This window comes from Phycisphaerae bacterium (genome assembly GCA_012729815.1).
Taxonomy (GTDB): Bacteria; Planctomycetota; Phycisphaerae; order JAAYCJ01; family JAAYCJ01; genus JAAYCJ01.
Window position 1 is genome coordinate 17,745 of sequence record JAAYCJ010000198.1, and the last position, 25,267, is coordinate 43,011.

Below are 25,267 nucleotides of genomic sequence, written 5' to 3' on the forward strand. Positions count from 1 at the left end.
CCCCCAACACACACATGCCATCCGCCGCCGTCGGGCAACGGGCGATGGAAGCGCGACCAACGTCCCGCGATCGCAGGGAATTATATCCTCGCCGGAACCGGGGCGGGCGCCAGCACATCGGAGATTGCCATGGGCAGCGGCGGGGTGCGGCGCATCGCGGTCTCCAGGCAGCCGAGGCGCGGCTTGTTGTTCCGCATGAAGACGATTTCCCAGAGGTCCAGGTTACGGACTTTGTAGCGGAAATCGACCTCCAGATCGGCCTGCTGGAGCAATTCGTGGAGGTTCAGATCGCTTCGCCAGCCCAGATGGACGCAGACCGGCGAGAGCACCTTTTCGAGCCAGGCCATCGGCCGGTAGCCCGACTGGAAATGGTTGATGATGACGATCCGACAGTTGGGTTTGCCAACCCGCTTGATGTGTTCGAGCAGGCGGATCGGGTCGGAGACGACCGTGATGACGTGGCTGATCAGGATGTGATCGAAGGTGCTGTCGGGAAAGGGCATGTTCATGGCGTCGGCGATGACCAGGGAGGCGTTGTCGCGACCGGTCTCGCGGACCCGCTGAACCGCTTTTGAGAGCATGCCTTCGGAGATGTCGATCCCGACGATCTGGCAGTGCCTGGGATACATCTCGAGTGAGACGCCCGTGCCGATGCCGATATCCAGCACCTTGTCGCCCGAACGGATGTTCATCCGGGACAGCGCACTGCCCTGACGGCGACGGATCATGTTGCCCAGCAGCTCGTCGTAGAAGTGCGACTGAATGTTGTATATCTTCCGCGTGATGGGTTCTTTCATTCCCGGCGCCATGATGTCTTCTCCTGACGGCAATTGTTTCGGTTTAATGTAGTCGAAGGTAGACCGACCTGCAAGCACGAAATCGCTTTTTGTTGCTTAAAATGTCCTATAATTAGTGTTGTTAATTAGAATCTGCAGGCTATTTCGGGCGGGTAACGGATTCAGGATGACCGGCTAGACCATTGACAGGAGGGAGGCTCTCCTGTACGATGGTATTACAACCTGTGTCGGTTTGGACGAAATCATGAAAGCCAAGTACGAAGCGTTGGCGGACGACCTGAAGCGGAAGATCTCAGCCCTGGAGCCGGGAACCCGTCTTCCGCCGGTACGCCAGATGGTCCAGGAGAGCGGGGTCAGCCAGTTTACGGTGGTTCGGGCGTTGGAGATTCTCGAGCAGGAGGGCTATGTGATCCGTCGCCCGACGGTTGGGACGTACACCTCGCGTCCGCGGCGAACGCAAGGTTTGGGCTCGGCCACGCGGCGGATACTGCTCCTGTCGCTGGATATCTGCGACATGGCCTTCAACGAGGTTCTTCGACGAACGCTGGTGGAGCGGGGATATCTGCCGCGGATTCACTATTTCGATCTTCGCGAGTCGCCGGAACGGTGGGTGCCGCGGGTGCGGGCGGATGGCATTCTCTTCCTGGCCGCCTGTCCGTCGCACGCGGTTCCGGTGTTGCGGAAGCGCGGCGTGCCGCTGGTCTGCCAGGGCGTGCCGTACTCCCGAGAGGAGGTCGATTGCACCTACGGCGACGAGCGGGGAGTGGGGGTGATGGCGGCCCGGCATCTTCTGGAGTTGGGGCACCGCCGGCTGGCGGTGCTGAACCACGAGCCGGACACGCCGGACGGCCGGGAGCGGATCGCGGGATTCCTGGATGAGGCCGAACGGGCGGCGGCCCAGGTGCGGGTGCTCGACTGTCACGCTGAGTTGCACTGCGATTCCCGGGAAACGGGCAAACGGAGGATCATGGAGACGCTGGAGGAGGGGGCGTTGGACTTCACCGGGCTTTTCGCGATCAACGATGCGGGGGCGGTTGGCGCCCTGCAGGCATTCTATCTGCGGGACATCCGCGTGCCGGATCGGGTGAGCGTGATCGGCTGTGACAACCGGGACGGGGCCGCGTACCTGTGTCCGGCCCTGACCACGTTTGAGTTCAGCCACGCCGACCGGGCCAACGGGTTGGTGGACATTCTCGAGGAAAGACTCCAGGGCAATGACGCGCCGGTTGTCCAGAAGGCGTTTGAGGCGAAGCTGATCGTCCGGGACTCGACGGGAAGGGCGGGGGATTACTGATTTGGGAGAATGGACATGAGCTGCCAGACTGTCTCTTCCGCAAATCCGAACTACGAACTTCGAGGCGCGCAGTCTTTTACCCTCATTGAGCTCCTGGTGGTTGTGGCGATCATCGCCGTATTGGTCGCCATGCTGCTGCCGGCGCTGGCGGAGGCGAGGGAGCAGGCTCGGGCGGCGGTGTGTCTGTCGAATCTGCGGCAGTTGGGACTGGCGTTCGAGGGTTACGCTCAGGACTTCGACGGGTATGTTCCCTGCGAGCGGGTCCGTCCGGAGGGAACCGCGGCGCAGTGGTATGACCTGCTCGGGATGGCGCGTATCATTCCAAGCCGCAAGGGCATTCTTGTCTGCCCCGGCAATCCGAAGGTCCTGGGCGATGAGGCGTGGGTGAACGATCCGAGCACCAACTACGCCCAGGCGCACGCGACGTGCTACGCGTTTCACTACCAGGAATTCCGGGCGGGCCGGCCGTGCTGGTGGCCGCCGTTCCGGATCGGACAGTTCGCCGAGCCGGCCCGCAAGATCCAACTGGTCGGCAGCGGGTACAGCTTCGCGGTCTACGCCACAGACTATATTCTGTTCGGCCATGAGTGGTATCTGGCCCAGGTCGCGTCCGTACATCATGCGGGCGCCCAGGCGCTCTACGCCGACGGCCACGCCGCGTGGGACAGCTACGCGAGCCTGACCGACCCGGCGAACCTGTCGTGGTTTTTCCCGGATTGGGAGTAGGGCGTTCCGTGTAGTTCCTCTCAGAACTCAATCGAGGAGGTTCCATGCGTTTAGCGATAGTGGCGGTGATGCTGGCGGCGGTTTCGGCGGCTTGGGCGGATGAACCGGTGCGGGTGTCGGTGGCGCTGGGGCCGCTCGAGGGGGGTCAGATGCTGGCCCGTGGCGAGGGAATCGAGGCGGCTTTGGCCAAGCCGGAATTCGTGGCCCAGGTCGCCGGCCGGACTTGCTGGACGATCCCCGCCAGCGGCGAAGAGGCCCGCTACCTGTACGTGCGGGTGACCGATCCGCGGCTCAAGGACGGGAGCATGGCGGTGAAGGTCTGGGCCGAGGTGCTGGACCAGCCGGGCGTGTTGCAGATCGACTACGACAGCTACCTCTTTCCGTGGAAGTCGCAGTCGGTGCAGAAGGGCGATACGGGGCAATGGAAGCGATTCGTCTTCGAACTGCCTGATGCGACGTTCATCAACCGCTGCAACGGCTGGGACTTGCGGTTTGCCTCGGATCAGGCGATGTCAATCGCGGCGATCGGGGTGGAACTGGTCGGGCGGACGATCGCGCCGGAGGGATTTAATCGCGATTGGAGTGTGGCCAGACTGAGCCGGACGGACCTGGCCCGCTGCGGGTTCGCCCACGGCGGGGTGTTCTGGGGCCCTGGAGGGATGACCAGGGATATCTACGAGAAGGAACTGGACCTGACCAGCGAGCTGGGCTTCGGCTGGATGCGATATTGGCCGGAGTGGGCGATGCTCGAGCCGAAGAAGGGCGAGTTCGACTGGACGCTGTCGGACTACATGGTGTCCGAGGCGAAGAAACGCGGGATCAAGATGGTGGGGCTGGTGGCGTTCGACACGATGTGGGCGGCCGACGCCCCGGACGAGGTGACCGACTGGTCGCGGACCAAGTATCCGCCGCGGAACTTAAAGGACCTATCGGACTACGTTTACGCCCTGGTCTCGCGGTACAAGGACGATGTCAAGTACTGGGAGGGATGGAATGAGCAGAACGCGGTAGGGGCGTTCTGGCTCGTTCCGCCGTCGGGCCGCGACCCGGTGGAGCACTACGTGGCGTGGCAGCGGACGTTCTACGAGGCGGCCAAGAAGGCGGACCCGCAGTGCGTGGTGCTGACCGGCGGTTTCGCCGACGGGGTGAACCTGATGCGCGAGCTCATCGGCTACTACGAGAAGGGGCTCAAGGGGACCTTCGACGCGATGAACATTCACAGCTACGGCAAGGACCCGCGGGAGCACTGGGTTCCCGGACAGATCGAGGGGGTCATCCGCGTGATGCGGCACTTTGGCGACGGCGACAAGAAGATCTGGATCACCGAGACGGGCTGGCCGGTGGAAAAACACCCGTACTCGGTGACTCCGGCGCAGCAGGCCCAGTGGGCGCCGTGGCAACTGGCGGTGCTGCTGAGCTACCCGCAGGTTGAGCGGGCCTTTTTCTACCAGCTTCGTGACACGACGTCGAATGATGCGTTCGGGTGGTACCACTTCGACTTTGTGGCGCGGCCGGTGGTGGCGGCGTGGAAGGAGTTCCTCAAGACCATGCCATCGACCGACGGTCAATAGCCTGACTGCTACCAGCGGTCGTCGGGATCGTTCTCGCCGCCGGCGCGGAGGGCGTAGAGTTCGAGGCGGTCGAAGTGGATCTGGAGTTTGATTGTTCGGCCGGCCAGTTCGCGCAGCGAGCGTTGGCCGCCGTCCCAGCGGAAGCGGCTCCAGTGCTGGTTGGTCCAGTAGTCGGCGTGGGTCTGATGGCAGGGCGGTTCGAATCCTTCGATTGGCTTGCCTTCAGGAGTCACGACGCGAACCTGGCAGACGCCGCCGGGAATGTGCGGACTTGCCGACGGTCCCTTGAGTTGGAGCCACAGGTCGCCGCCGGGCCAGTTGATCAGCTTGGTGGTCAGTTGTCCCGGCCAGGCGTCGGCGACGATGCCGACCATCAGGTTCGTCCGCTGCGACGCCAAGCCGATGGCGGCGTACGGATGCGGCTCGCCGGTGTGGTGCGAGCAGGACCGGCCGCTGACGTACCACCACAGTTCGCCGTTACGAAGCAGGGGGGCGTTGGAGGGCAGATCGATCCACGTCTCGTACCATGACCCTGTCGGTCCGCACGGAATAAACGCGCCGCGGCAGGAGAGTCGTCGCCAGTTCGTCCCGTCGCGGCTGGTGACCAGTTCGATATCGAGGGTGTCGGTGTTGGACCAGAGCCGCTGCACCCAGCCGACGTATTGATCGTGATACGGAAAACCCGCCATCGCGTAGAACTGGAGTTCCGGCGGGTCGGCCAGGTCCGGAGCCAGGACGAGTTTCGGCTCGGTCCAGTGCAGAAAATCCTCGCTGGTCGAGAGGAAGCACGCCCGTCCGCCGGCGCCCGCGGGATGATTGAAGCGACCCATCTCACGATGGCGGTTCAGGTGCACGAACCGGCCGTTGACGCGGGTCGGGATCAGGTTGCTCCGGTCACCGGTGACGTGGCTGACGGGTTCGGGATGCCACTTCCAGTGGACGCCGTCGCGGGAGAACGCCGCCATCAGGTCGTGCTCCTGCGACTCGGTGAAGCACAGCATCTTATAGCGGCGGGACTCGTCCGGGTCGTCCGGATCGTGGATGACCGACGGGCTGTCGAGCGTCCGCGCGCCTATGGGCATGTCGAGGATGATGTTGTTGTCGGTTGAATTCTCGAAGGGGACGTCGCCGATGGCCGGGCGCTCCCAGTGGAGGCCGTCGTCGCTGACCGCCAGGCAGATCCGGGTGCCGAAGGTCCGGCGGGCCTCCTTGGCGAACACTTGGTAGTACATGTGCAGCCGGTCGTTCTCCGGGCTGTGCAGCACGGTGCCGAACAGGACCACCGCCCGGTACTCCCAGGGGCGATGCGGCTTGAAGATCGGTTCGGGCAGCAGCTTGGGCGGACGAACCTGCCGCTGAAGGCGAAACGCGCTTTCGATCAGCTCGTCGTCGAGGAACAACTGGGTTCGGGCCAAGTCCATGAGCTTTCCCTCCGCGATGACAGGCCGCGGGTTCCGAGCCAAGTTGTGGCGGGCCGATGGCCGCCGCTCAATCGAACATCGGATAGACGATCAGGCCCGTGGCCAGTTTCGGATAGAAGTAGGTGCTCTTCTGGGGCATCAGCATCTTGTCCGAACAGACCTTGCGGACGGACTCGACCGGCGTGGGCGGCACGATCGCGCCCAGGGCGTTTGGATGCCCGTTGACGAACTCGACGGTCTCGTCGGCCCGGTGGAAGTACTCGATCTGCGGCTGATCGCCGTCGAGCCACTTGGGATAGACGACCTTCTCGAAGATGAAATTGTGCAGGATGGCCACCGGAAGCGTCCGCCAGGCCAGCGTGTACTTGTCGCGCATGTGGTCCAGCAGGTGCTCGCCGTCCTGCGGCCAGACCACCAGGGCCCGGTCCTCATCCGGCTTGACGAACGCGAACGACTGATCGCCGGTGGTGACCACCGCCTGCTCGAGGTGTTGAGGATCGTCCTGCTTGCTCACCCAGCGGGGATGGAACTGGTCCTTGAGGGCCTCCGCCAGTTCGGCCAGCGTAAAGGGCTTCAGGTTCATGACCACCCGGTGGGTCGGCAGGACCAGCAGCCCGGGTTCGGACATCGAGACGAACATGGCCGAGACGTAGTTGGCCGGGTGGTTCTGGTGGAGCTGGGCCTGTTGGGCCAGCAGATTGCGATAGTTCAGCGCGGTCGAGTAGCGATGGTGCCCGTCGGCGATGAACACCGGTTTGGGCGCCATCTTCGAGGCCAGCCAGTGGCGGGCGCTGCGCTCGGTGATTACCCAGACCTCGTTCTTCACGCCGTCCAGCACGCCCCAATAGGTCGGATTGCTCTGGGCCTTGGTGAACAGCACGTCGGCGATTTCGTTGTCGGAGTCTTCATAGAGGCAGAAGACCTGCGAGATATAGGCCTGGCTATGGCGGGTCAGCAACAGCCGGTCCTCCTTGGGGCCGCTGTAGGTCTGCTCGTGCGGCAGGACCGACCCCTTGCCCAACTCTTCGAGGCGAAGCCGCCCGATGAACCCGCGGCGGATGTAGTTCTTGCCGCCGTAGGTGAACGACTGGCGGTAGAGGTAGATCGCCGGCTCGATCTCGCGGGTCAGCACGTCCTGTTCGAGCCACTCCCTGAGCCGTTCGCCCGCCTGCCGGTAGAGATGCTCCGGCCCGGCCTGTTTGGGAGGCAGGTAAGGCAGGTCGATGGCGACGATGTTGTGCGGCGAGTGCTCGAGGAGGCGGTTCTTGGCCTGGTCGGTCATGATCGTGTCGTAGGGCGGGGCCAGGTAGGGCGAGATGTCCGTCCCTTGCGTCAGCGAATACCGGATACCGCGAAACCCTTCGATCTGTGCCATAGTCCAACCGCTCCTCGTACAACGTTCGCCGGCCGCCCAAAGCCGCGGTCGGCGGCAAAGTTCCGTCTTCTCCTGCCATTCCCGCGAAGCCCGCCCCTGCCTCCATATGAGACGGGCTCCGCGGGCGACAGGTTATCCTGCGGCTTGTTCGCGGCCCGTTAGGTGCCTTCGCCGCTCTCGTTGAGATAGCGTTCCTGCTCGGGCGTGAGCTTGTCGATGGCGATGCCCATCGACTTGAGCTTGAGCTTCGAGACCTGCTGGTCGATCCGCTCGGGTACGCCGTGAACCTTGATCTCGAGCTTGCCCTCATTCTTGCGGGCGAACTCGGTGGCCAGGGCCTGGGCGGCGAAGCTCATGTCCATCACGCAGGCCGGATGGCCCTCGGCGGCTGAGAGGTTCAGCAGCCGTCCCTCCGCCAGCAGGCGGACCCGCCGGCCGTTGGGCATGGTGAACTCGTCGACGTACTGGCGGACCTTCTTGACCGACTTGGCCATCTTCTTGAGGCCCGGAATGTCGATCTCGACGTCGAAGTGGCCGGAGTTGCACACCATCGCCCCGTCCTTCATCTTCTTGAAGTGCTCGGGACGCAGGCAGTGCTTGTTGCCGGTGACGGTGATGAACACGTCGCCGTAGGCCGCCGCCTGGGCGATCGGGGCGACGGCGAAACCGTCCATCGCCGCTTCAATCGCCCGGACCGGGTCGATTTCGGTGACGGTGACCAGCGCGCCCATGCCGCGGGCCCGGGTGGCCACGCCGCGTCCGCACCAGCCGTAGCCGATCACCACAACCTGCTTGCCCGCCATCAGAATGTCGGTCGCCCGCATCAGACCGTCGATCGTGCTCTGGCCGGTCCCGTAGCGGTTGTCGAACAGGTGCTTGACCTTCGCGTCGTTGACCGCGATCACCGGGAACTTCAGCAGATTGTTCCGCTCCATCGCCCGCAGGCGGATCACGCCGGTGGTCGTCTCTTCCATCGAGGCGATGATGTTCTTGGCCTCCTCCTGGCGCGAGGTGTGCAGCACGTTGACCAGGTCGGCCCCGTCGTCCATCGTGATGTTGGGCCGGTGGTCAATCGCCGCGGTCAGGTGGCTGTAATAGGTCTTGCGGTCTTCGCCCTTGATCGCGAAGGTCGGCACGCCGAAGTGCTTGACCATGCCCGCAGCCACGTCGTCCTGGGTGCTCAGCGGGTTCGAGGCGCACAGCACCAGGTCGGCGCCGCCCGCCACCAGGGTCCGGCACAGGTTGGCCGTCTCGGCGGTCACGTGCAGGCACGCGCTCATCCGCAGCCCCTTGAGCGGTTTTTCCTTGGCGAAGCGATCCCGTATCAACGCCAGCACCGGCATGTCCCGGTCGGCCCAGAGAATCCGTTGCTTGCCCAGGTCGGCCAGGCCCATGTCTTTCACGTCGTGCTTGGCTTTCTTGGCCATTCTGTCTCCTTTCATCAATTGCCGGCTTTGGCTAACCGTATAAACTCTTCGATCTTTTTTGGGTCCTTGACGCCCGGCGAGGACTCCACCCCGCTCGACACGTCCACGCCCATGGGTCGCACCATTCTAATCGCCCGTTCGACGTTTTGCGAACTCAACCCGCCGGCCAGCACCAGTTTCCTGCGGAGGCCCGCATAGGCCGGTGCATCGAGGGCCTCGCCCAGTTCGGACCAGTCGAAGGTCCGGCCGGTGCCGCCTCCGAACGGGCCGTCGAGCAGCAGGCCCAGCAGGCGGTCGGCGTTCGAAAGGCTCCGCTGGAACGCCAGCATGTGCTCCAGCGTCCCGCAGCCGGTGTAGCCGAAGGCCTTGAGCACCCGGACCGACGGCAGTTCCGCCAGCAGGGCCTCCACGCCGTCCGCCGTCTCCTGTCCGTGAAGCTGGATCGCGGTCAGGCCGACCGCCCTGGCGGTCGCGACGACCTGGGCCGTCGGCTGATTCTGAAACAGCCCGATCGCTTCGGTCCTGCCGGATAGCGCCGCGACGATGCGCTTGGCCGTCTCCACCGAGACGACGCGCTTGGATCGCGGATCGCTGGGCGGACGCGGCACGAACACCATGCCTACCCAATCCGCCCCGCAGCCTACGGCGCGGCGCGCGTGATCCGGGTCGCTGATCCCGCAAATCTTGACCAACATCGGCGGCTGTGTTCCTTCCCTGTTGCGGTCATGAAAGTCAAATTATTCACTATAAGTGGCTGTTTGGGGCAAATCAAAACCTTTTCGGCGCCGACGGGTCGCAGGCGAGGAAGATCGCCAGCCGACCAAAAGAAAAGCAGGCAGCCCGAAAGCTGCCTGCCGTCGTTGCCTGAGTCGATGGTCCTGGATTTACTGGCCGGCGGCTGGCGGTTCCTTGACCGTCAGGTCCAGGGCCTTGATGATGTTGATCTTCAACTGGGGGTTGTAGTAGATCTGGCCGGTCACCGTCACGTAACGGTCCAGGTATTTCTCGACGGTGATGCCGCTGTCGGCGGGCACCTCGAGGTAGGCGACCGTCCGCTCGCGGGCCGGATCGTAGAGGCGATACCGCCTCGGCATGCCTTCGCCCTGGAAGACGAAACTGGCCCGCAGCACGCCCTCGCCCTGCCAGACCTTCGGCTCAGCCTCCAGGGCCTTGGCCTGGAGCTGGGCCACTTCCTGCCGCGTACGGGTATGGCTCTTCTGGTACCGGTCCCTCAACTCGACCAGCCGACTCAACCCGGTGCGGGCCTGCTGCTGATATTGCACCACCGCCAGACGCTGCTGGGCATAACTGGCCGCGGCGGGATTCTCCTGCTGTTCAGCGATGGCTTTGTACTCCGCCGCCAGTTCATCCCACTCCTGCTGGTCGAGCGGCTTCTCCAGTTCCGCTTCGTACTGCTTGTCCAAATCCGCCAGCGTGCCGGCGAACTGGCCGAGACGCTGCTCCTGCGGCGTCCGTCCTTCCTCCGCCGGCCGGGTGGTCGCAGCGGGTTGAGTGGTGGTTTCCGGCTCCTCGACCGGTCCTTCCGCCACCTCCCGCTCTTCCGGGCTCAGGACCTCGATCTGCTCGGCCCGCGGCTCGGTGGGAACGCCTTCCTGCTCCTGGACCGGCTGGATGAACTGGCCGGAAATCCACACGAACGAACCCTCGGGCGGCTCGATCTTGAACCAGTCGCCCTCTTCGCCGAGGATCTTGACCTGCTCATCGCGGCCGAGGAGCACCTGAATGGCCATCCGATTGGTCTCGTCCATCACCGACCCGGCCCGCACGGTCACGCGGTCGGCCACCACCCGTCCGGTATCGCCGGTGGTCCGTTCCACGTAGACCCCGTCGTCGCCCTGCCGCTTGACCCAACTGAAGTTGCCCGGCGGAGGCACGATCTTGTACCAGCCGTGCTCTTCGCCCACCACGCGGACCTGGTTGCCCTTCATCAGCCGCGAAACCGAATACCACCCGGTGTCCGGGCCCGAACGGATGTTTACGTAGTCGCCGGTCACCACGCCGGTAAAGGGATAGCGGACGCCCTGACCCTCCTGGGCCAACGCAATGCCCGAGAAGATCAGCAGCACTGATAGGACTTGTGAAATCAAGCGAGTCATGGTTCCAACTCCAGAAATGCCCACTTATTTGCTCCGTTTGTCGCTGATGACGCCAAACACTACCACCAAACCCTCGCCAAGTCAACGCCAAAGCGCAAGTCCAAGGCCCGGCGGAACTTGTCTGCCGCTCCGGGACGATCTGAAATTGTATACCCGCCGGTCCCGGAACGGTCGCCGAACCGACCGACGCGCAGCGGCCAAGGCAAAAAACCGCGGTTTTTCCGGATGTAAATTCGGCTCATGGGCTTGCTGTCGGCGTTCCGAGTGTATATAATGCCAGTTCTGACAACTGGGGACGTGGTGTAATGGGAGCACGCCGCGGTCGCATCGCGGAAATGAGGGTTCGACTCCCTTCGTCTCCATTCAGTCGGCGTGGGCTGCAGCCCACGCCGACGCCAGCGGGCCTTCCAATGCCGGGGGCGGTTGTGATCCAATCCAACCGAGGAGCTTCAACAGGCGTTGTCTGAGCCTTTCATCAGTGCGGTACGACGGCCCGAGGCGATTCATTGGAGTAACAGATGAGCGGAACCAACGACAACGGCGACCAAACCCGATGGCTGATGAAGGCTTACGAGAACATCGAGTTTCTCAAGAGCCCGGACGCCCGGTCCGTTCGCGTGCTCTGCGAGTTGGTCGAGTCGGAGGCCCGGCTGCGGCGTCATCACATCCGCAACACGATCGTGTTCTTCGGTTCGACACGCATTCTGCCCCGCCAGACCGCCCAGAAGATGCTGCAGGACAAGAAGACCGGGAATCATGACCGCCGGACCGACCAGCAGATTCAGGAGCAGGCCCAGCGCGACCTGGTCATGTCGCGATACTACGAGGATGCGGTCGAACTGGCCCGGCGGCTCACCGAATGGTCGCTGGCCATTCCGGACCCGCGCAGGCGGTTCACCATCTGCACCGGCGGCGGGCCCGGAATCATGGAGGCGGGCAACCGCGGGGCGAGCCTGGCCGGCGGCGAATCGATCGGCCTGAACATCAGCCTGCCCTTCGAGCAGGTGCCCAACCCGTACCAGACGCGAAACATCTCGTTCGAGTTCCACTACTTTTTCATCCGCAAGTTCTGGTTCTTCTACCTGGCCAAGGCGCTGGTCGTCTTCCCGGGCGGCTTCGGCACCATGGATGAGCTGTTCGAACTGCTGACCCTGGTCCAGACCCGCAAGACCAAAAAGTACATGCCCATCATCATCTACGGACCGGAGTACTGGAACGAGGTGTTCAACTTCGACGCGCTGGTCAAGTGGGGCACGATCAGCCCGGAAGACCTGACCCTCTTCCAGTTCTTCGACGACGTGGACAGCACCTTCGAATACCTCAAAGCCGAACTGCTCGAGCACTACGTCAATCCGCCCGAGCACGGCGAGGGGGCGCACCACCCGTGAGTCGCCAGCGGATCATCGAGCTGAACGAGGCTTTGGGCCGTCGTCCGGAGCATGAGTTCGCCCTCTACGCCCTGGCCATGGAGCACGCGTCGCTGGGCGAACTGGAGCGGGCGGTGGAGCTGTTCGAACAGCTCGTGCGGACCCACCCGAATTACGTGCCCGCCTACCAGCAGTACGCCTCGGTCCTGGCCCGCCTGCGCCGCTACGATCGCATGCGCACCGTGCTGCAAAGCGGCCTGGTGCACGCCCAGGAGCACGGCCAGTTCCACGCCCGCGACAAGATGCGAGACATGCTCAGCCAGTTGCCGTGAACTGACCGCTGGCGACGTTCTTTGCCTCAGTCATCGGATCGCCGTATCGAACAGGACTTCGTACCAGTGGACGAATGTGACCCCGTCGATGGTGCGCCGCGTCTGATCATCGAGGCGGAACCGCTGGCTCTCGGAGCAACGGCGCTGGCAATAGTGCCGTTGAAGAATGGTCCGTCCCTGTCGGGTGAAGTAGGCCTCGATCAGTGTCGTGTGATCGCCGCTCAGTTCGCCGTCCAGATAGAAGGTCCGAAGGCAGGTGAACGCGCGGGGACCGACCTTCAGCCGGAACATCCCGCAGCCGATGGCGTCGGGCTCGTATCCGCTCTGGCGGAAGACGCCGAACGATTCCTCGATGAACCGGCCGCGGTCCTCGATCCGCCGCGGATGCTGACCCCCGTCTCCCTCGAAATCGTCACCGAGGAATGTGAATACCTTCCGCATTCCATCGGCGATGCGCGAGACCCCAAGCCACTGGGACTTCTCATCCGTCAGCCGGGCAAACACCGTATCGACAGCCTCGCTCCAGCCGCCTTTTCGGGTCCATTCGTTGACCTCGACCTCAACGCAATCCACGTGATGCACCTGGGCCGGGCGAACGCTGCGGGTCGATGTGACGCTGGCCAATGTCCAATCCGGCGGGTCGTACCATCCACCGGACGCTTGGGCGCCGACATCGGGAATGATCGGCCACCACAGCAGTTCTCGTACGCTCACGGCGAAGGGCCTTGCCCGGCTTGGTTCGATGGTGATTTGCGGCCTTCGCTCGGGGAAATCCGGTTTCCTGTCTTTCTTTGATCCCATGACGATTCTCCTCTCTTGGCGGTCGATCCCAGCCATGCTCCGTACCATGTTCCTGGCCGCGAACAGTTGTCGCTTCACGGTGCCCTGCGGCCGCCGAATGCGCCGGGCGATCTGGTCGATGCTCAAACCCTCCAGGTAGAACATCTCGATCAACTTTCGGTTCTCCGGATGCCGGGATTCGAGGGACTCGAGGATCTCTTCGACAAACTCGGCGGCTTCTGATGGATGGTCCCCGGACATCGCTGCCTGCAGGTGCGGTTCGATCTCGATCACCGGTCCCTGCCTTGTCGACCGGCGATGGAAGTCCCGGCAGCGGTTGCGGGCGATCTGGAGGAGCCATGCCCGAAAGTGAGCGGGTTGGCGCAAAGTGCCGACGCCTCGCCATGCCTGCAGAAGCGTCTCTTGAAGCACGTCCTCAATCGAGGCGGGGTCGCGGACCTCGTACCGGACCAGGGCGGTCAGCACACGCTCGTTGCGGCGGACCAACTCCACGAACGCCCGGGCGTCACCGACTGCGCTGTGCCTGACAAGTTGTTCATCGGAAATGTTCGGTGCCATCGCCATGTCTCCATCGTACATGGCGTTGGCGAATGCGGAAAGGTTCGCGAAAAACCCGGATCAGCAACACCGTCGCCGGCGGTCAGTCGGCGAAGCGTCTGACCACGATGCAAGCGTTGTGGCCGCCGAACCCGAACGAGTTGGAGACCGCCACGTTGATCGTGCCCGGACGCGGCTGGTTGGGCACGTAGTCCAGGTCGCACTGCGGGTCCGGATTCTCGAGGTTGACCGTGGGCGGCAGCGTGTCCTTGAGCATGCCCAGGATGGTGGTGATCAGCTCAGCGCCGCCGCTGGCCCCGAGCAGATGCCCGAGCTGGCTTTTGGTCGAGCTGATCGCCAGCTTGCGGGCGTGGTCGCCGAACACGGCCTTGACCGCTTTGGTCTCGCCGATATCGCCCAGTTCCGTGCTCGTCCCGTGGGCGTTGATGTACTCGACGTCCTGCGGGTTGACTCCGGCGTCGGCCAGGGCCCGGCGAAGGGCCATGGCGGCGCCCAGACCGTCGGGCTCCGGCGCGGTCAGGTGATAGGCGTCGGCGCTGGCCCCGAAGCCGAGCACCTCAGCCACGATCGTCGCGCCGCGGGCCTTGGCGTGTTCGAGCTCTTCAAAGATCAGCACGCCGGCCCCTTCGGCCATGATGAACCCGTCGCGGTCCTTGTCGAACGGGCGGCTGGCCCGCTGTGGATCGTCGTTGCGGGTCGAGAGCGCCTTCATGGCACAGAAACTCGAGAGGCCCAGGTGGGTCAAGGCGGCTTCGGACCCGCCGGTGAACATCATGTCGCAGTCGTTTCGCTGAATGGCCCGAAGGGCGTCGCCCATGGCGTTGGTCGCCGAGGCGCAGGCGGTGGCCACCGAGGTGTTGATGCCTTTGGCCCCGAACAGGAGCGAGACGTTGCCCGAGGCGGCGTTGCCCATCAGCTTGGGGATGGTGAACACCGAGACCTTCGAGGGTCCTTTTTCCAGCAGGCGGACGTGCTGTTCCTCCAGTTCGGTCAGGCCGCCGATGCCCGACCCGATGATCACGCCGGTCCGCTCCTGATGCTCCGCGGGCAGGGGCATGGACAGGCCGGCGTTCTTCGCCGCGCTCTGCGCCGCCGCCACCGCGAACTGGGCGAACCGGTCAAGCCGCTTGACGTCCTTGCGGTCGATGTAGCGGGCGGGATCGAAGTCCACGCACTCGCCGCCGATCCGCGAGTCGTAGCACGAGGCGTCGAACCGGCGGACCGGACCGATGCCGCTCTTGCACGCGATGATGTTGGACCAGTACGTCTCCAGGTCTTCGCCCAGAGACGTGACCAGACCCATTCCTGTTATGACAATACGTCGCTTGGCCATCTGCTTACCCAGGGAGGTAGGTTGGACGGTCGCTTCAGGGGCGCCTCAGGACTGCTGCTGCTGTTTGTCGATGTGCTCGGTGATGTAGTCGATCGCCATGCCGACGGTCTGGATCTTCTCGGCCTCCTCGTCGGGAATGTTCATGTCGAACGCGTCTTCCAGTTCCATGACCAGCTCGACGGTGTCCAGCGAATCCGCGTTCAGGTCGTTGATGAAGGAGGTCTCGCGGCTGATTTCCGCTTTGTCCACGCCCATCTGCTCGCTGACGATTTCGATCACCTTGCTTTCGACTTCAGTCTTATCTGCCAAGATCGATCCTCCTAATTGGCATAGCACCGAAACCCGGGTCCACCACCAGCCTTGTGGTTGCATGGACGCCGTAATATACCAAAGCACGCGTACCCGATCAAAGACTTTTTGCCCCGTTACATGAGCATTCCGCCGTCCACCACCAGCACCTGCCCGGTGATGTACGAAGCCCCCGGACCGGCCAGAAACCGCACCGCGGCCGCGATTTCCTCCGGCTGGCCGAACCGTCTGGCCGGAATCATCGGCAGCACCGCCTCCTTGACCTTCTCGGGCAGCACGTCGGTCATGTCCGTGGCGATAAAGCCCGGGGCCACCGCGTTGACGGTCACGCCGCGCTTGGCCAGTTCCTTGGCCGCCGATTTGGTCAGGCCGACCATGCCCGCCTTGGCCGCCGCGTAGTTGCACTGCCCGGCGTTGCCGGCGAGGCCCGAGACGCTGGTGATATTGATGATCCGGCCGCTGCGCTGGCGGATCATGTGCTTTCCCGCCTGGCGCATGGCCACGAAGGCGGATTTAAGATTCACGTTCAGGACTTCGTCAAACTGGCCGTCGTCCATGCTGATCAGCAGGCCGTCGCGGGTGATGCCCGCGTTGTTGACCAGGATATCGAGTTTTCCGTTGGCCTCAGCCACTTCGTCGATCGCGGCGGCCAGCGCCGCGGTGTCGGCGATGTCCACCACCTTGGCCTCGACCGAACCGGGCAGGTCCCCGGCCTCCGCAGCCACCGCGTCGAGCTTCTCCTGATTCCGGGCCATGGCCACCACCTTGGCCCCGGCCCCAGCCAGGGCCAGCACGATCGCCCGGCCGATCCCTCGCGACCCGCCGGTCACGATCGCCAGCTTATCCTGCAGTTCCGCGGTCATCCGCACTCCTTTCGCATGTCTATATATAGTCATTTCAGGTCGGCCGACGTGGAAATGTTGGCGGTTTTGGTCCGGCGGCTGATCCGCTTCATGAACGCGGTCAGCGTCTTTTTCGGCCCCACTTCGACAAACTCGTCCGCCCCCAGCTCCAGCAGCTTCTGCATCGACTTGGCCCACCAGGTGGCCGAGGTGACCTGCGTATAGAGGCTCCGCCGGATGGCGTCCGGGTCGTCGTGGAACTGGCAATCGACGTTGGCGACCACCGGGAATTTCGGCTTCGAAAAGGCCGTCTCCTCGAGAATCGGCTTGAGCTTGTCCGCCGCCGACTGCATCAGCGGCGAATGGAACGCCCCAGCCACGTCCAGGATGACCACCTTCATCGCTCCGGCTGCCTCAGCCGCCCGGGCCGCCCGGTCGATCGCCGCCTTCTGACCGCTCAGGACCACCTGTCCGGGGCAGTTGTAGTTGGCCACCACCAGCACCTCGCCCTGGCCGGCTTCGCGGCAGATCGCCTCGACCTTCTCGTCGTCCAGGCCGATCACCGCCACCATGCCGCCATCGGTCGCCTCCGCCGCCTCCTGCATGAATCTGGCCCGGGCCGCCAGCAACTTCAACGCCGAGTCGAAGCCCAACGCCCCAGCCGCGTGATAGGCGGTGTACTCGCCCAGACTCAACCCGCCCGCGTAGGCGGGCGCCAACTCCCATCGTCCCAGCCCCTTGGCCGCCTCCAGCGCCGCCACCGATGTCACGAAAATCGCCGGCTGCTGGACGTCGGTGGCGTTGAGCCGCTCAGCCGGTCCGTTGAAGCACAGCTCCGAAATCTTATAGCCGAGCACCTCGTCGGCCCGGTCAAAGACCGCCTTGGCCGCTGGGTACTCCCGATAGAGATCGGCGCCCATGCCGACCTCCTGAGCGCCCTGACCGGGAAACATCAGTACCGTTGTCATGTCTCTGCATCTCCTGCACAGCCCACGTTCACGCCCGCTCGATGAGTCGGATTAACATAACCGCCCAACCGCCCCAGTTCAAGCCTTCCACCACCTTTTCAGACTAGAATCTTGGCCCAAACTTAATTTAGCATCATTAAGCATGACTGATAGTTATAATTCCTCCACAATGTTGTACTATCTCCGGTGGTGTGTGCTTTCGCCCGCGAAAACGCACACCACCGGAGGGGCGGCTCGATATAATATCGTCAGTGTCGCTGCGGCGTTGCGGCGAGAGGACCGACAGGAGCATCAGGTAGCGGCGTAACCGAGCGTCAGTTATCCCGTCCGAGACCGGGCTCCGCCCGCCTTCTCGATTTTTCCCCATTTGGACCGGGATGGGTATGCGTCCGGACGTCGCCGCTGGGCGAGGAATTGCCGTGAAGACCGTCCTTCTGCTGTTGATTTCGAACATCTTCATGACCGCCGCGTGGTACGGCCACCTGCGGTTCAAGGAGACTGCGCTGGGCAAGGTGATCCTGATCAGTTGGATGATCGCCTTCGTCGAGTACTGCTTCCAGGTGCCGGCCAACCGGATCGGCCACGGGCAGTTCTCAGCCGCCCAGCTCAAGACCATCCAGGAGGTGATCACCCTGATCGTCTTCTGCGTGTTCTCCGTCCTCTATCTCAAGGAGGGCCTCAAGTGGAACTACCTGGTCGGCTTCGCCATGATGGTGGCGGCGGTCTTCTTCGTGTTCAAAAAGTGGTGAAGCGGTGAAGACACATCACCATTGCGGCAGGCCGAGATTTGCGGTACAAGGGGGAATTGCTGAATGTTAAGGAGGCCGATTGATGTCCAGCCGACAGATTGCCGCGGAGATTGAACAGGAAAAACTGATCGCGATCATCCGGGCCGACAGCGCGGACGGATTGGTTCAGGTCGCCAAGGCCCTGGAGACCGGCGGCTGCCGGCTTATCGAGCTGACCATGACCACGCCAAACGCCCTGGAGATCCTCAAGGAGGCCTCCACGGCCCTGCCGAACTGCGTGTTCGGAGCCGGTACGGTGCTGGACGGTCCGACCGCCCGAATGGCCATCTACGCCGGGGCTCGATACATCGTCTCGCCGATCCTCGACCTGGGCATGATCGAGATGTGCCGGACCTACGACGTGGTGTCGGTGCCCGGCGCGTTCACGCCGACTGAAATGGTCACCGCCTGGCGGGCGGGAACCGAGTTCGTCAAATGGTACCCAGCCAATCCGATCGGGCCCGAGTTCATCAAACACCTCAAGGGCCCGCTACCGCAGCTCAAGGTCATCCCGACCGGGGCCATCAACCTCGACAACGCCGCGGCGTTCCTCAAAGCCGGAGCGACGGCGGTGGCGGCGGGGACGGAACTCGTGGGCAAAGGCCCCATCACCGATCAGCGGCTCAAGGATATCACCGATCGGGCCCGCCGGTTCAAAGCCCTGGTCGGTTCGGTCTAGGCTGCGACTACTGCCCGACGTGACCGCCGGTGCAGGTCATCTCCGAGACCTTGCGCAGCTTGCCGGCCAGGTAGGCCGCGATATTCTCGGCCACTGTGCCTTCCACGCCGCGGTACACGTCGATGGCCATCTGCTGAAGGGCCAGCAGCGGCCCGCCACCGATGCCCAGGGCGATCAGGCTGTCGGCGCCGTGGTCATGGATCAGGTTGACCGGACCGATGCAGCCCTCGGGGCCGTGGCCCGGATTTGGCATGCTCTCCACTTCGCCGGCCTTGCCGTCCTGAATGGTGACGAACGTGAAGAACTCGCAGCCGCCGAAATGGAACGAACTTCGCGAGTCGAGACCTTCGGCATTCATGGTGGGGATCGCGACGATCTGTCTCATCGGCTCACTCTCCTGTCGATTCCTCATAGCGTACGAAAACCGCTTCGGACTGAGCGATCGTCCTTTGACGGTTATCGACAATTCTTGATTTAAGGTGATACTGCCGATCGTCCTCGCCGCGATCGGGCCTCGGCCACGCGGTGATGGTGATCCAACTGCCCGGGGCCAGCGAACGGTGAAACTTGGTCTGCAGCAGGGCGGTGACCGCCACAACCCCGTTCTGCAGGAGCCACTGGGCCATCGCGGCATCCATCAGCGCAGCCAGAATGCCGCCGTGGGTCACGCCGGGCAGGCTCTGCAGGTCCTCGCGGACCTGAAAACGTCCGCTGATCCGCCCGTCGGCCAGCTCGAACCGAGCTCGCAGGCCGGAGGGGCTGTCCTCTCCGCATACAAAGCATCGCCTGTGCATGTGCGTCAACGACTGAGTCGTCATGATGATTCCCCTGAATACTCACGAGCGATTGGCCGGTTCGCGGTGCGACCACCCCCCTGGTTGCCTCGACCGGAAGGCCCCCCTCCCTCGCCGTTCGGCAACATGACAACCACTCCTTTCCAGAAGCCCGGGGCAAAAAAGACTTTCTTTATTGAATGATATTCGTTATCTCGGCCTTAGGCGTGCTGCGGGGCCACTTTGGCAGGAAAAAAAGGCCGGTCGGACCGAACGGTGCATCCGGGTTCAGTCGCCGCTTTTGGGCTAGAACGGCTCGACCGGCCCTAAACTGACTGATAGTGCTAAGGTTACAGAAGCCATAGGAGCTGCTGTATCGCGATTGCGGGGTCGTACAAGGGGGTAATTAGCTAATACTTAACACTATTTACGCATGGTTCGCGCAAGGATTCAACCTTTTTTGGAGAATTTCGTGCTGCAAGGGGTCGTCCGGTGCGAATGGGGAGGTCAGCCGCCACTGAGGCTGAGTGTTTTCAACTCTTATTTGGGGCGGCTCTGACCCGGTAGAGCCGTGGGGCGACGTGGAAGGCCCTGACAAAGAGCCGGGTCATGTATGCGGGGTCGGCGTAACCGCACGCCTGGGCGATCTCGGAGATGTTGAGGGTGCTGTGGAGAAGCAGGTCTTTGACCCGTTCGAGCCGCCGGGCGTTCAGGAAGTCGGTGATGCGGTCGCCGGTTTGCCGGCGAAAGAGGCTCGATAGGTAGTTGGGCGAGCATTCGACGTGGCGGGCGAGGGTCTTGACGCACAGACCCGTATCGTTGAGATGGTTGCGAATGTACTGTTTGCAGAACGCGATCTTGGGGTGTTCGATCGGGGGATTTCTCCCAGCGGCCTCGATGGCCTCGAGCAGGGCGGAAAAGGCGAGCAATGCCGCGCCCCGCGTTTGAATGGGGCCAAAGGGCCTGGGACGCGAACCGCACGCGACCGCCTCGGTCAGCAGCCCGAGCAGGCGATGCATGTCGTGCAGTTGGCAATAGACCAGGTGAGTGGAATGAAAGCGGTCGGCTTCGCTGAAGACGCCCTGATGCCACGACATGCCGTCGTAGCCGAGCATGCCGACCAGGTAGTGAAATCGGGCCTTGCCATGACTGAAATGCTCGCGGTGCGGGGTGTACGGCGGGATGATGCAGGTCTGGCCCGCGCGAAGGCGGAACCGCTGCCAGGGCAGGACGAAATCGGTGGACCCGCTCATTTGAACAAAAATCTCGGGCAGGGTGTGGAAGTGGCCGGCGGGAGCGGGAGGGTTCTCCGGAACGGCGGGGACGATCAGCGCGTGGCCCGGATTCCGGGCAAGCCGCCGGACCAGGGCCCGCACCTGGCGGCTGACCAGGGCCAGGGTGTCCGTCGTCTCCATATTGTAGAAAAATCCTGATATTCGTAGTTATTTACTGTGCCGGGACGGCCGGTTACCTGGTACTGTAGCTTAAAACGCCAGTTGAGGCCTGTCTACAGGCTACCGCGTATTGTGAGAAATGTCCAGGTTATGGAGCAGACGATGAATGCGAAGATCCGGGTGACGGTGTGGAATGAGTTTCGGCACGAAAAGAGCCAGGACGTCGTGCGGTCGATCTACCCGAAGGGGATGCACGTGACGATCGGCGAGGCCCTCAAAGCCGGCGCGGATGTCTCGGTGCGCTACGCGACGCTCGACGAGCCGGAGCACGGGCTGACCCAGGACGTCGTCGACGCCACCGACGTGCTGATCTGGTGGGGCCACTGCGCCCACGATGAGGTGGACGACCGGATCGTCAAGCGGGTCCAGAAACGGGTGCTGGAGGGCATGGGGCTGATCGTCCTGCATTCCGGGCACTTCTCCAAGATATTCAAGGCCATGCTGGGAACCAACTGCAGCCTCAAGTGGCGCGAAGCGGGAGAGAAGGAACGCCTCTGGAACATCGAGCCGGGGCATCCGATCACCGAAGGGGTCGGCGAGTACATCGAGCTGCCCAACACCGAGATGTACGGCGAGCGGTTCGACATTCCCACGCCGGACAAGCTGATCTTCGTCTCGTGGTTCGCCGGCGGCGAGGTTTTCCGCAGCGGCTGCTGCTGGGAACGCGGCCACGGGCGGATTTTCTACTTCCGGCCAGGGCACGAGTCGTACCCGATCTTCCACAACGCCGAGGTGCAGCGGGTGATCGCCAATGCGGTTCGCTGGGCCCGGCCCCGCATCTTCGCGGAGCACTCGGCGCCGTGCACCAAACCGCTCGAGCCGCTCGGTTAAGGAACGTCGCGCTCAGCGGATGGATGTCGGACCATAGGAAGAAGGAGAAGCGGCATGAAGAAGTTGCGCGCGGGCGTGATCGGACTGGGAATGGGCATGGCCCATGTGGCCGGGTATCGGGGCCACCCGGACGTGGAGGTGATCTCGATCGCCGATACCGATAAGGACCGGCTTTCGACCCGGGGCCGGGAACTGCAGATCGCCTCGCAGTACACCGACCCGCTCGAGATGCTCCGCAAGGAGAAGCTGGACGTGGTCAGCGTGGCCACGCCGAACAAGTTCCACCTGCCGCTGACCATCGCCGCCCTCAAGGCCGGCTGCCACGTCCTGTGCGAAAAGCCGATGGCGATGAACGCTGCGGAAGGCCGCCGAATGGTCGCCATGGCCGACAGGGTCAACCGCCGCCTGATGATCAACTTCAGCTACCGCTTCAACGACCAGTCCTACGCCATGAAGAAGGCGGTAGAAAGCGGCATGCTGGGCGAGGTCTACTACGCCCGGACGGTCTGGAACCGCCGGCGCGGCCTGCCGGGGTTCGGCCGATGGTTCGGTCAGAAGGCCCTCTCGGGCGGCGGGCCGCTGATCGACCTGGGCGTTCACCGGCTGGACCTGGCCCTCTGGCTGATGAACTACCCCAAGCCGCTGTGGGTCATGGGCGGGACGTACAACCCGATCGCCACGCGCCTGGCCAGAGAGCAGAACAAGGAGTACGACGTCGAGGATTTCGCCGCTGCGATGGTGCGGTTCGACAACGGGGCCACGCTGGCCCTCGAGGCGTCCTGGGCGGCCAACATCAAAGCCCCGGAAGAGATGGAGACCCGCCTGCTGGGCACCAAGGCCGGCCTGGTCCAGAAGAACGTCAACGAGGGCTATCAGTGGGAGGCCGAGATATACCTCGAACAGGACGGCTGCCAGTTCGACATGAAACTCCACCCGCCGGTGCCCCAGGCCAAAGGGGCAATGGTGCACTTCGCCGACTCCATTCTCGCCAATACGCCGCACATCGCCACCGGCGAGGAAGGCCTGATGGTGATGCAGATTCTCGACGCGATCTACGCTAGCGCCGACCGCAGGGCGCCCGTTCGGATTCTCCAGACGCGGGTCACCAACGGCAAACGAGGGCCCAAGCAGTAGAGAATCCCGGTCCGCGTGCCTCGTTCCCCGATGGCGTTCGTCCGCGGAACCGCTGTGCCATGTCCCGCCGATTTGATGAAGAAAACGTTTGGGCAGAGGCCGGTGGTCATGGTATAATTCCACGTTTTAATTGGAACGCACGCGGTTTTTGATAGCGCAAAATAAAGGAGAAGCGAACGTGGCACGGTTCATGAACTGCAACGGTACCAAGCACCTGTTCACCAGCGAGTCCGTCACGATGGGGCATCCCGACAAACTCGCTGACCAGATCTCCGACGCCGTGCTCGACGCCCTCTTGACGCAGGACAAGTACTCGCGGGTGGCCTGCGAGGTCATGTGCAAGAACTCGCTGATCATCGTGGCCGGCGAGATCACGACCAAGGCCCAGGTCTACATTCCCGACGTAGTCCGCCAGACGGTCCGCGAGATCGGCTACACCGACCCGGAGACCGGGCTCGATGCCGACAGCTGCACGGTGAACGTCTGTATTGACAAGCAGTCGCCCGACATCTCGCGCGGCGTGACGAGCAAGGACGTCAAGCGGCAGGGCGCCGGCGACCAGGGCCTGATGTTCGGCTTCGCCTGCAACGAGACGCCCACCCTCATGCCCCTGCCGATCTACCTCTCGCACCGGATCGTCGAGAAGATGGCCGAGGTTCGCCAGAAGGGCAAGCTGCCGTGGCTCCGTCCGGACGGCAAGAGCCAGGTCACCGTCGAGTACTGCAACAACAAGCCGGTGCGGATCGACACCGTGGTCTGCTCGACCCAGTACTCCGACGACCAGGAATACGTCAAGAAGGGCTGGATCGACAAGGCCGGCTGCATGACCGAAAAGGGCAAGAAGCTCCTGATCGACACCGTCATCAAGCCGGTCCTGCCCGCCAAATACGTCAAGGGCGATGTGAAGTACTTCATCAACCCGACCGGCCGGTTCGTGGTCGGCGGACCGCACGGCGACTGCGGCCTGACCGGGCGCAAGATCATCGTCGACACCTACGGCGGCCGAGGCTGCCACGGCGGCGGCGCCTTCAGCGGCAAGGACCCCTCCAAGGTCGACCGCTCCGCCAGCTACATGGCCCGCCACATCGCCAAGAACATCGTGGCCGCCGGACTCGCCGATATCTGCGAGGTCCAGATCGCCTACGCGATCGGCGTGCCCGACCCGGTCAGCGTCCTGGTCGATACCCAGGGCACCGCCAAGATCGACGAGAAGAAGCTCGCGGACCTCGTTCGCAAGACCTTCCCGCTGCGCCCGGGCGAGATCATTCAGTACCTCAAGCTCCTGCGGCCGATCTACAAGGAAACCGCCCGCCACGGCCACTTCGGACGCGAACTGCCCGATTTCACCTGGGAAAAAACCAATAAGGCCCGCGAGCTGAAGCGCGAGGCCGGAATCTAGTCGATCCACCGCATTTTGCGGCAGTGGCTTAACGGCGGCCTGGAGAGCACCACCCTCCAGGCCGCTGCTTTTTTGATCGGACCTGGTCCGGCGTCAGCGTGACATCCAGCGGATCATCTCGCCCAGCCGCGGAGCCTCCTGGGCGATCGTCGCCCGGTCGCTGGGCCGCCCGTCGGTCAGATTCATCCCGCCGTACTCCAGCGTCGCCACCCGCGGACGCCGCCATTCGCCGCGGCGAATCCGGTCAAACACCCACTCGATGAGCCGCCAGTCCTCGTCCCGCAGAGCGTAGTGATCCATCCACAACCCATCCTCACCAAGCTGGGTGCCGGATATGTGAATCTCGTGGATCAGTTCGCCCGGCAGGGCGGCCAGGTAGTCCCGTTCGTCCACGCCGAAGTACTTGGCCGCCATGGCGGCGTGCGTGATGTCCAGCAGCAGCTTGCCCGACGTCGTGCGAACCACCTCGTCGATCAACGCCGGCTCCAGTGCCGGACGCGGCACCGCGTACGGCTGATGAGGCGTGTAGGGCAGGTTCTCCAGCACGATCGGCAGGTCGGCGAACCGCGCCATCAGGTGCCTTATGTCACGAACGATCGCCTCGCGGACTCGCCGCTGGTCGTCCTCGCTGCGGGTGTCGATGTCCATGCCGGGAAAGTCGCGGACATTCGGGGAGATGTGCATGTTCAATGCAGCCGTCCGCGTCAGCTCCAGCATCTCCGCAGCCCGCTGCACCTGCGGCTCGTCAAGCGGCCCGCACCCGGCGCGGATGCGGAAATGCACGTAGCACGGCCCAGCCCGAAGGGCCGCCTCGATAATCTCCGGCTTGTCGGGACACTTGAACAGGTCCACGCCAATGATACCCTCGCGATGCAGCGCTTCGGCCTCGGGTGAATAGTTGATGGCGAATTGGGTCAAGGGTCGGTCCTCTATGGGTGTGGTTGGTCCAAAGAAAGCATTGTAGCGAGCCG

25 protein-coding genes and 1 tRNA gene are annotated in these 25,267 nt (G+C 63.5%); 11 read left to right on the forward strand and 15 right to left on the reverse strand.

The features are described 5' to 3' along the window. Positions 1-80: 80 nt before the first annotated feature. Complete coding sequence (locus GXY33_13265; protein ID NLX06102.1) at positions 81-809, reverse strand: methyltransferase domain-containing protein; 729 nt, start codon at positions 807-809, stop codon at positions 81-83. 232 nt (positions 810-1,041) lie between these two features. On the opposite strand from GXY33_13265, the gene GXY33_13270 reads away from it, so the two are divergent. The 3 genes from GXY33_13270 to GXY33_13280 are packed head-to-tail and all read left to right on the forward strand — an operon-like array spanning position 1,042 to position 4,388. After that, positions 1,042-2,091: a substrate-binding domain-containing protein gene (locus GXY33_13270; GenBank protein ID NLX06103.1), complete on the forward strand. Its 1,050-nt coding sequence runs from the start codon at positions 1,042-1,044 to the stop codon at positions 2,089-2,091. A 15-nt stretch (positions 2,092-2,106) separates the two neighbouring features. Beyond that, positions 2,107-2,817 (forward strand): DUF1559 domain-containing protein, encoded by a 711-nt coding sequence (locus GXY33_13275; GenBank protein NLX06104.1) that lies wholly within the window; start codon positions 2,107-2,109, stop codon positions 2,815-2,817. Between the two features lie 44 nt (positions 2,818-2,861). Next, positions 2,862-4,388 (forward strand): endo-1,4-beta-xylanase, encoded by a 1,527-nt coding sequence (locus GXY33_13280; protein NLX06105.1) that lies wholly within the window; start codon positions 2,862-2,864, stop codon positions 4,386-4,388. 8 nt (positions 4,389-4,396) lie between these two features. Here the strand turns inward: GXY33_13280 and GXY33_13285 are convergent, their stop codons facing one another. The 5 genes from GXY33_13285 to GXY33_13305 form a co-directional block, all read right to left on the reverse strand. Further along, positions 4,397-5,809 (reverse strand): hypothetical protein, encoded by a 1,413-nt coding sequence (locus GXY33_13285; protein NLX06106.1) that lies wholly within the window; start codon positions 5,807-5,809, stop codon positions 4,397-4,399. Between the two features lie 67 nt (positions 5,810-5,876). Continuing rightward, a complete protein-coding gene (locus GXY33_13290; protein NLX06107.1) occupies positions 5,877-7,184 on the reverse strand; it encodes a DUF1015 domain-containing protein in 1,308 nt (435 codons plus the stop codon). Between the two features lie 158 nt (positions 7,185-7,342). Next, positions 7,343-8,611 carry an adenosylhomocysteinase gene (locus tag GXY33_13295; GenBank protein ID NLX06108.1) on the reverse strand — a complete coding sequence of 423 codons (1,269 nt, stop codon included), beginning with the start codon at positions 8,609-8,611 and terminating at the stop codon, positions 7,343-7,345. A gap of 14 nt (positions 8,612-8,625) precedes the next feature. After that, positions 8,626-9,306 carry a phosphoribosylanthranilate isomerase gene (locus GXY33_13300; GenBank protein ID NLX06109.1) on the reverse strand — a complete coding sequence of 227 codons (681 nt, stop codon included), beginning with the start codon at positions 9,304-9,306 and terminating at the stop codon, positions 8,626-8,628. Positions 9,307-9,495: 189 nt separating this feature from the next. Next, on the reverse strand, positions 9,496-10,728 hold the full coding sequence (locus tag GXY33_13305; GenBank protein NLX06110.1) for a hypothetical protein: 1,233 nt from the start codon (positions 10,726-10,728) through the stop codon (positions 9,496-9,498). Between the two features lie 291 nt (positions 10,729-11,019). Here GXY33_13305 and GXY33_13310 point away from each other — a divergent pair. From GXY33_13310 to GXY33_13320, 3 genes are all read left to right on the forward strand, one after another. Beyond that, positions 11,020-11,090 (forward strand) — tRNA-Ala (locus GXY33_13310). Between the two features lie 156 nt (positions 11,091-11,246). Beyond that, positions 11,247-12,116 carry an LOG family protein gene (locus GXY33_13315; protein NLX06111.1) on the forward strand — a complete coding sequence of 290 codons (870 nt, stop codon included), beginning with the start codon at positions 11,247-11,249 and terminating at the stop codon, positions 12,114-12,116. Then, positions 12,113-12,427: a tetratricopeptide repeat protein gene (locus GXY33_13320; GenBank protein NLX06112.1), complete on the forward strand. Its 315-nt coding sequence runs from the start codon at positions 12,113-12,115 to the stop codon at positions 12,425-12,427. Before GXY33_13315 ends, GXY33_13320 begins: the two co-directional genes overlap by 4 nt. Positions 12,428-12,457: 30 nt before the next feature. Here GXY33_13320 and GXY33_13325 read toward each other — a convergent pair whose 3' ends face one another. From GXY33_13325 to fabD, 5 genes are all read right to left on the reverse strand, one after another. Further along, positions 12,458-13,786, reverse strand: coding sequence for an RNA polymerase sigma factor (locus GXY33_13325; GenBank protein NLX06113.1), 1,329 nt, complete (start codon positions 13,784-13,786; stop codon positions 12,458-12,460). Positions 13,787-13,868: 82 nt separating this feature from the next. After that, complete coding sequence (fabF, locus tag GXY33_13330) at positions 13,869-15,119, reverse strand: beta-ketoacyl-ACP synthase II (GenBank protein NLX06114.1); 1,251 nt, start codon at positions 15,117-15,119, stop codon at positions 13,869-13,871. Positions 15,120-15,164: 45 nt separating this feature from the next. After that, on the reverse strand, positions 15,165-15,491 hold the full coding sequence (gene acpP / locus GXY33_13335; GenBank protein NLX06115.1) for an acyl carrier protein: 327 nt from the start codon (positions 15,489-15,491) through the stop codon (positions 15,165-15,167). A 53-nt stretch (positions 15,492-15,544) separates the two neighbouring features. After that, a complete protein-coding gene (gene fabG, locus GXY33_13340) occupies positions 15,545-16,291 on the reverse strand; it encodes a 3-oxoacyl-[acyl-carrier-protein] reductase (protein NLX06116.1) in 747 nt (248 codons plus the stop codon). Positions 16,292-16,320: 29 nt separating this feature from the next. Further along, positions 16,321-17,223: an ACP S-malonyltransferase gene (fabD, locus tag GXY33_13345; GenBank protein NLX06117.1), complete on the reverse strand. Its 903-nt coding sequence runs from the start codon at positions 17,221-17,223 to the stop codon at positions 16,321-16,323. Positions 17,224-17,657: 434 nt separating this feature from the next. On the opposite strand from fabD, the gene GXY33_13350 reads away from it, so the two are divergent. Further along, a complete protein-coding gene (locus tag GXY33_13350) occupies positions 17,658-17,987 on the forward strand; it encodes a DMT family protein (protein ID NLX06118.1) in 330 nt (109 codons plus the stop codon). Between the two features lie 82 nt (positions 17,988-18,069). Next, positions 18,070-18,705, forward strand: coding sequence for a bifunctional 4-hydroxy-2-oxoglutarate aldolase/2-dehydro-3-deoxy-phosphogluconate aldolase (locus tag GXY33_13355; GenBank protein ID NLX06119.1), 636 nt, complete (start codon positions 18,070-18,072; stop codon positions 18,703-18,705). 7 nt (positions 18,706-18,712) lie between these two features. On the opposite strand, the gene GXY33_13360 is transcribed toward GXY33_13355, so the two are convergent. From GXY33_13360 to GXY33_13370, 3 genes are all read right to left on the reverse strand, one after another. Continuing rightward, a complete protein-coding gene (locus tag GXY33_13360; GenBank protein NLX06120.1) occupies positions 18,713-19,090 on the reverse strand; it encodes a dinitrogenase iron-molybdenum cofactor biosynthesis protein in 378 nt (125 codons plus the stop codon). A 4-nt stretch (positions 19,091-19,094) separates the two neighbouring features. Beyond that, positions 19,095-19,523 carry a hotdog fold thioesterase gene (locus GXY33_13365; protein ID NLX06121.1) on the reverse strand — a complete coding sequence of 143 codons (429 nt, stop codon included), beginning with the start codon at positions 19,521-19,523 and terminating at the stop codon, positions 19,095-19,097. A 488-nt stretch (positions 19,524-20,011) separates the two neighbouring features. Then, positions 20,012-20,893 (reverse strand): helix-turn-helix transcriptional regulator, encoded by an 882-nt coding sequence (locus GXY33_13370; protein NLX06122.1) that lies wholly within the window; start codon positions 20,891-20,893, stop codon positions 20,012-20,014. A 129-nt stretch (positions 20,894-21,022) separates the two neighbouring features. On the opposite strand from GXY33_13370, the gene GXY33_13375 reads away from it, so the two are divergent. From GXY33_13375 to GXY33_13385, 3 genes are all read left to right on the forward strand, one after another. Next, the gene (locus tag GXY33_13375) at positions 21,023-21,763 is read left to right on the forward strand and encodes a trehalose utilization protein ThuA (GenBank protein ID NLX06123.1); all 741 of its coding nucleotides are present in this window, start codon (positions 21,023-21,025) and stop codon (positions 21,761-21,763) included. Between the two features lie 54 nt (positions 21,764-21,817). Then, positions 21,818-22,897: a Gfo/Idh/MocA family oxidoreductase gene (locus GXY33_13380; GenBank protein ID NLX06124.1), complete on the forward strand. Its 1,080-nt coding sequence runs from the start codon at positions 21,818-21,820 to the stop codon at positions 22,895-22,897. A gap of 190 nt (positions 22,898-23,087) precedes the next feature. Next, the gene (locus GXY33_13385; GenBank protein ID NLX06125.1) at positions 23,088-24,296 is read left to right on the forward strand and encodes a methionine adenosyltransferase; all 1,209 of its coding nucleotides are present in this window, start codon (positions 23,088-23,090) and stop codon (positions 24,294-24,296) included. A gap of 93 nt (positions 24,297-24,389) precedes the next feature. Here GXY33_13385 and GXY33_13390 read toward each other — a convergent pair whose 3' ends face one another. Continuing rightward, positions 24,390-25,214, reverse strand: a complete 825-nt coding sequence (locus GXY33_13390; protein NLX06126.1) for a DUF692 family protein — start codon at positions 25,212-25,214, stop codon at positions 24,390-24,392. Between the last annotated feature and the right edge of the window lie 53 nt (positions 25,215-25,267).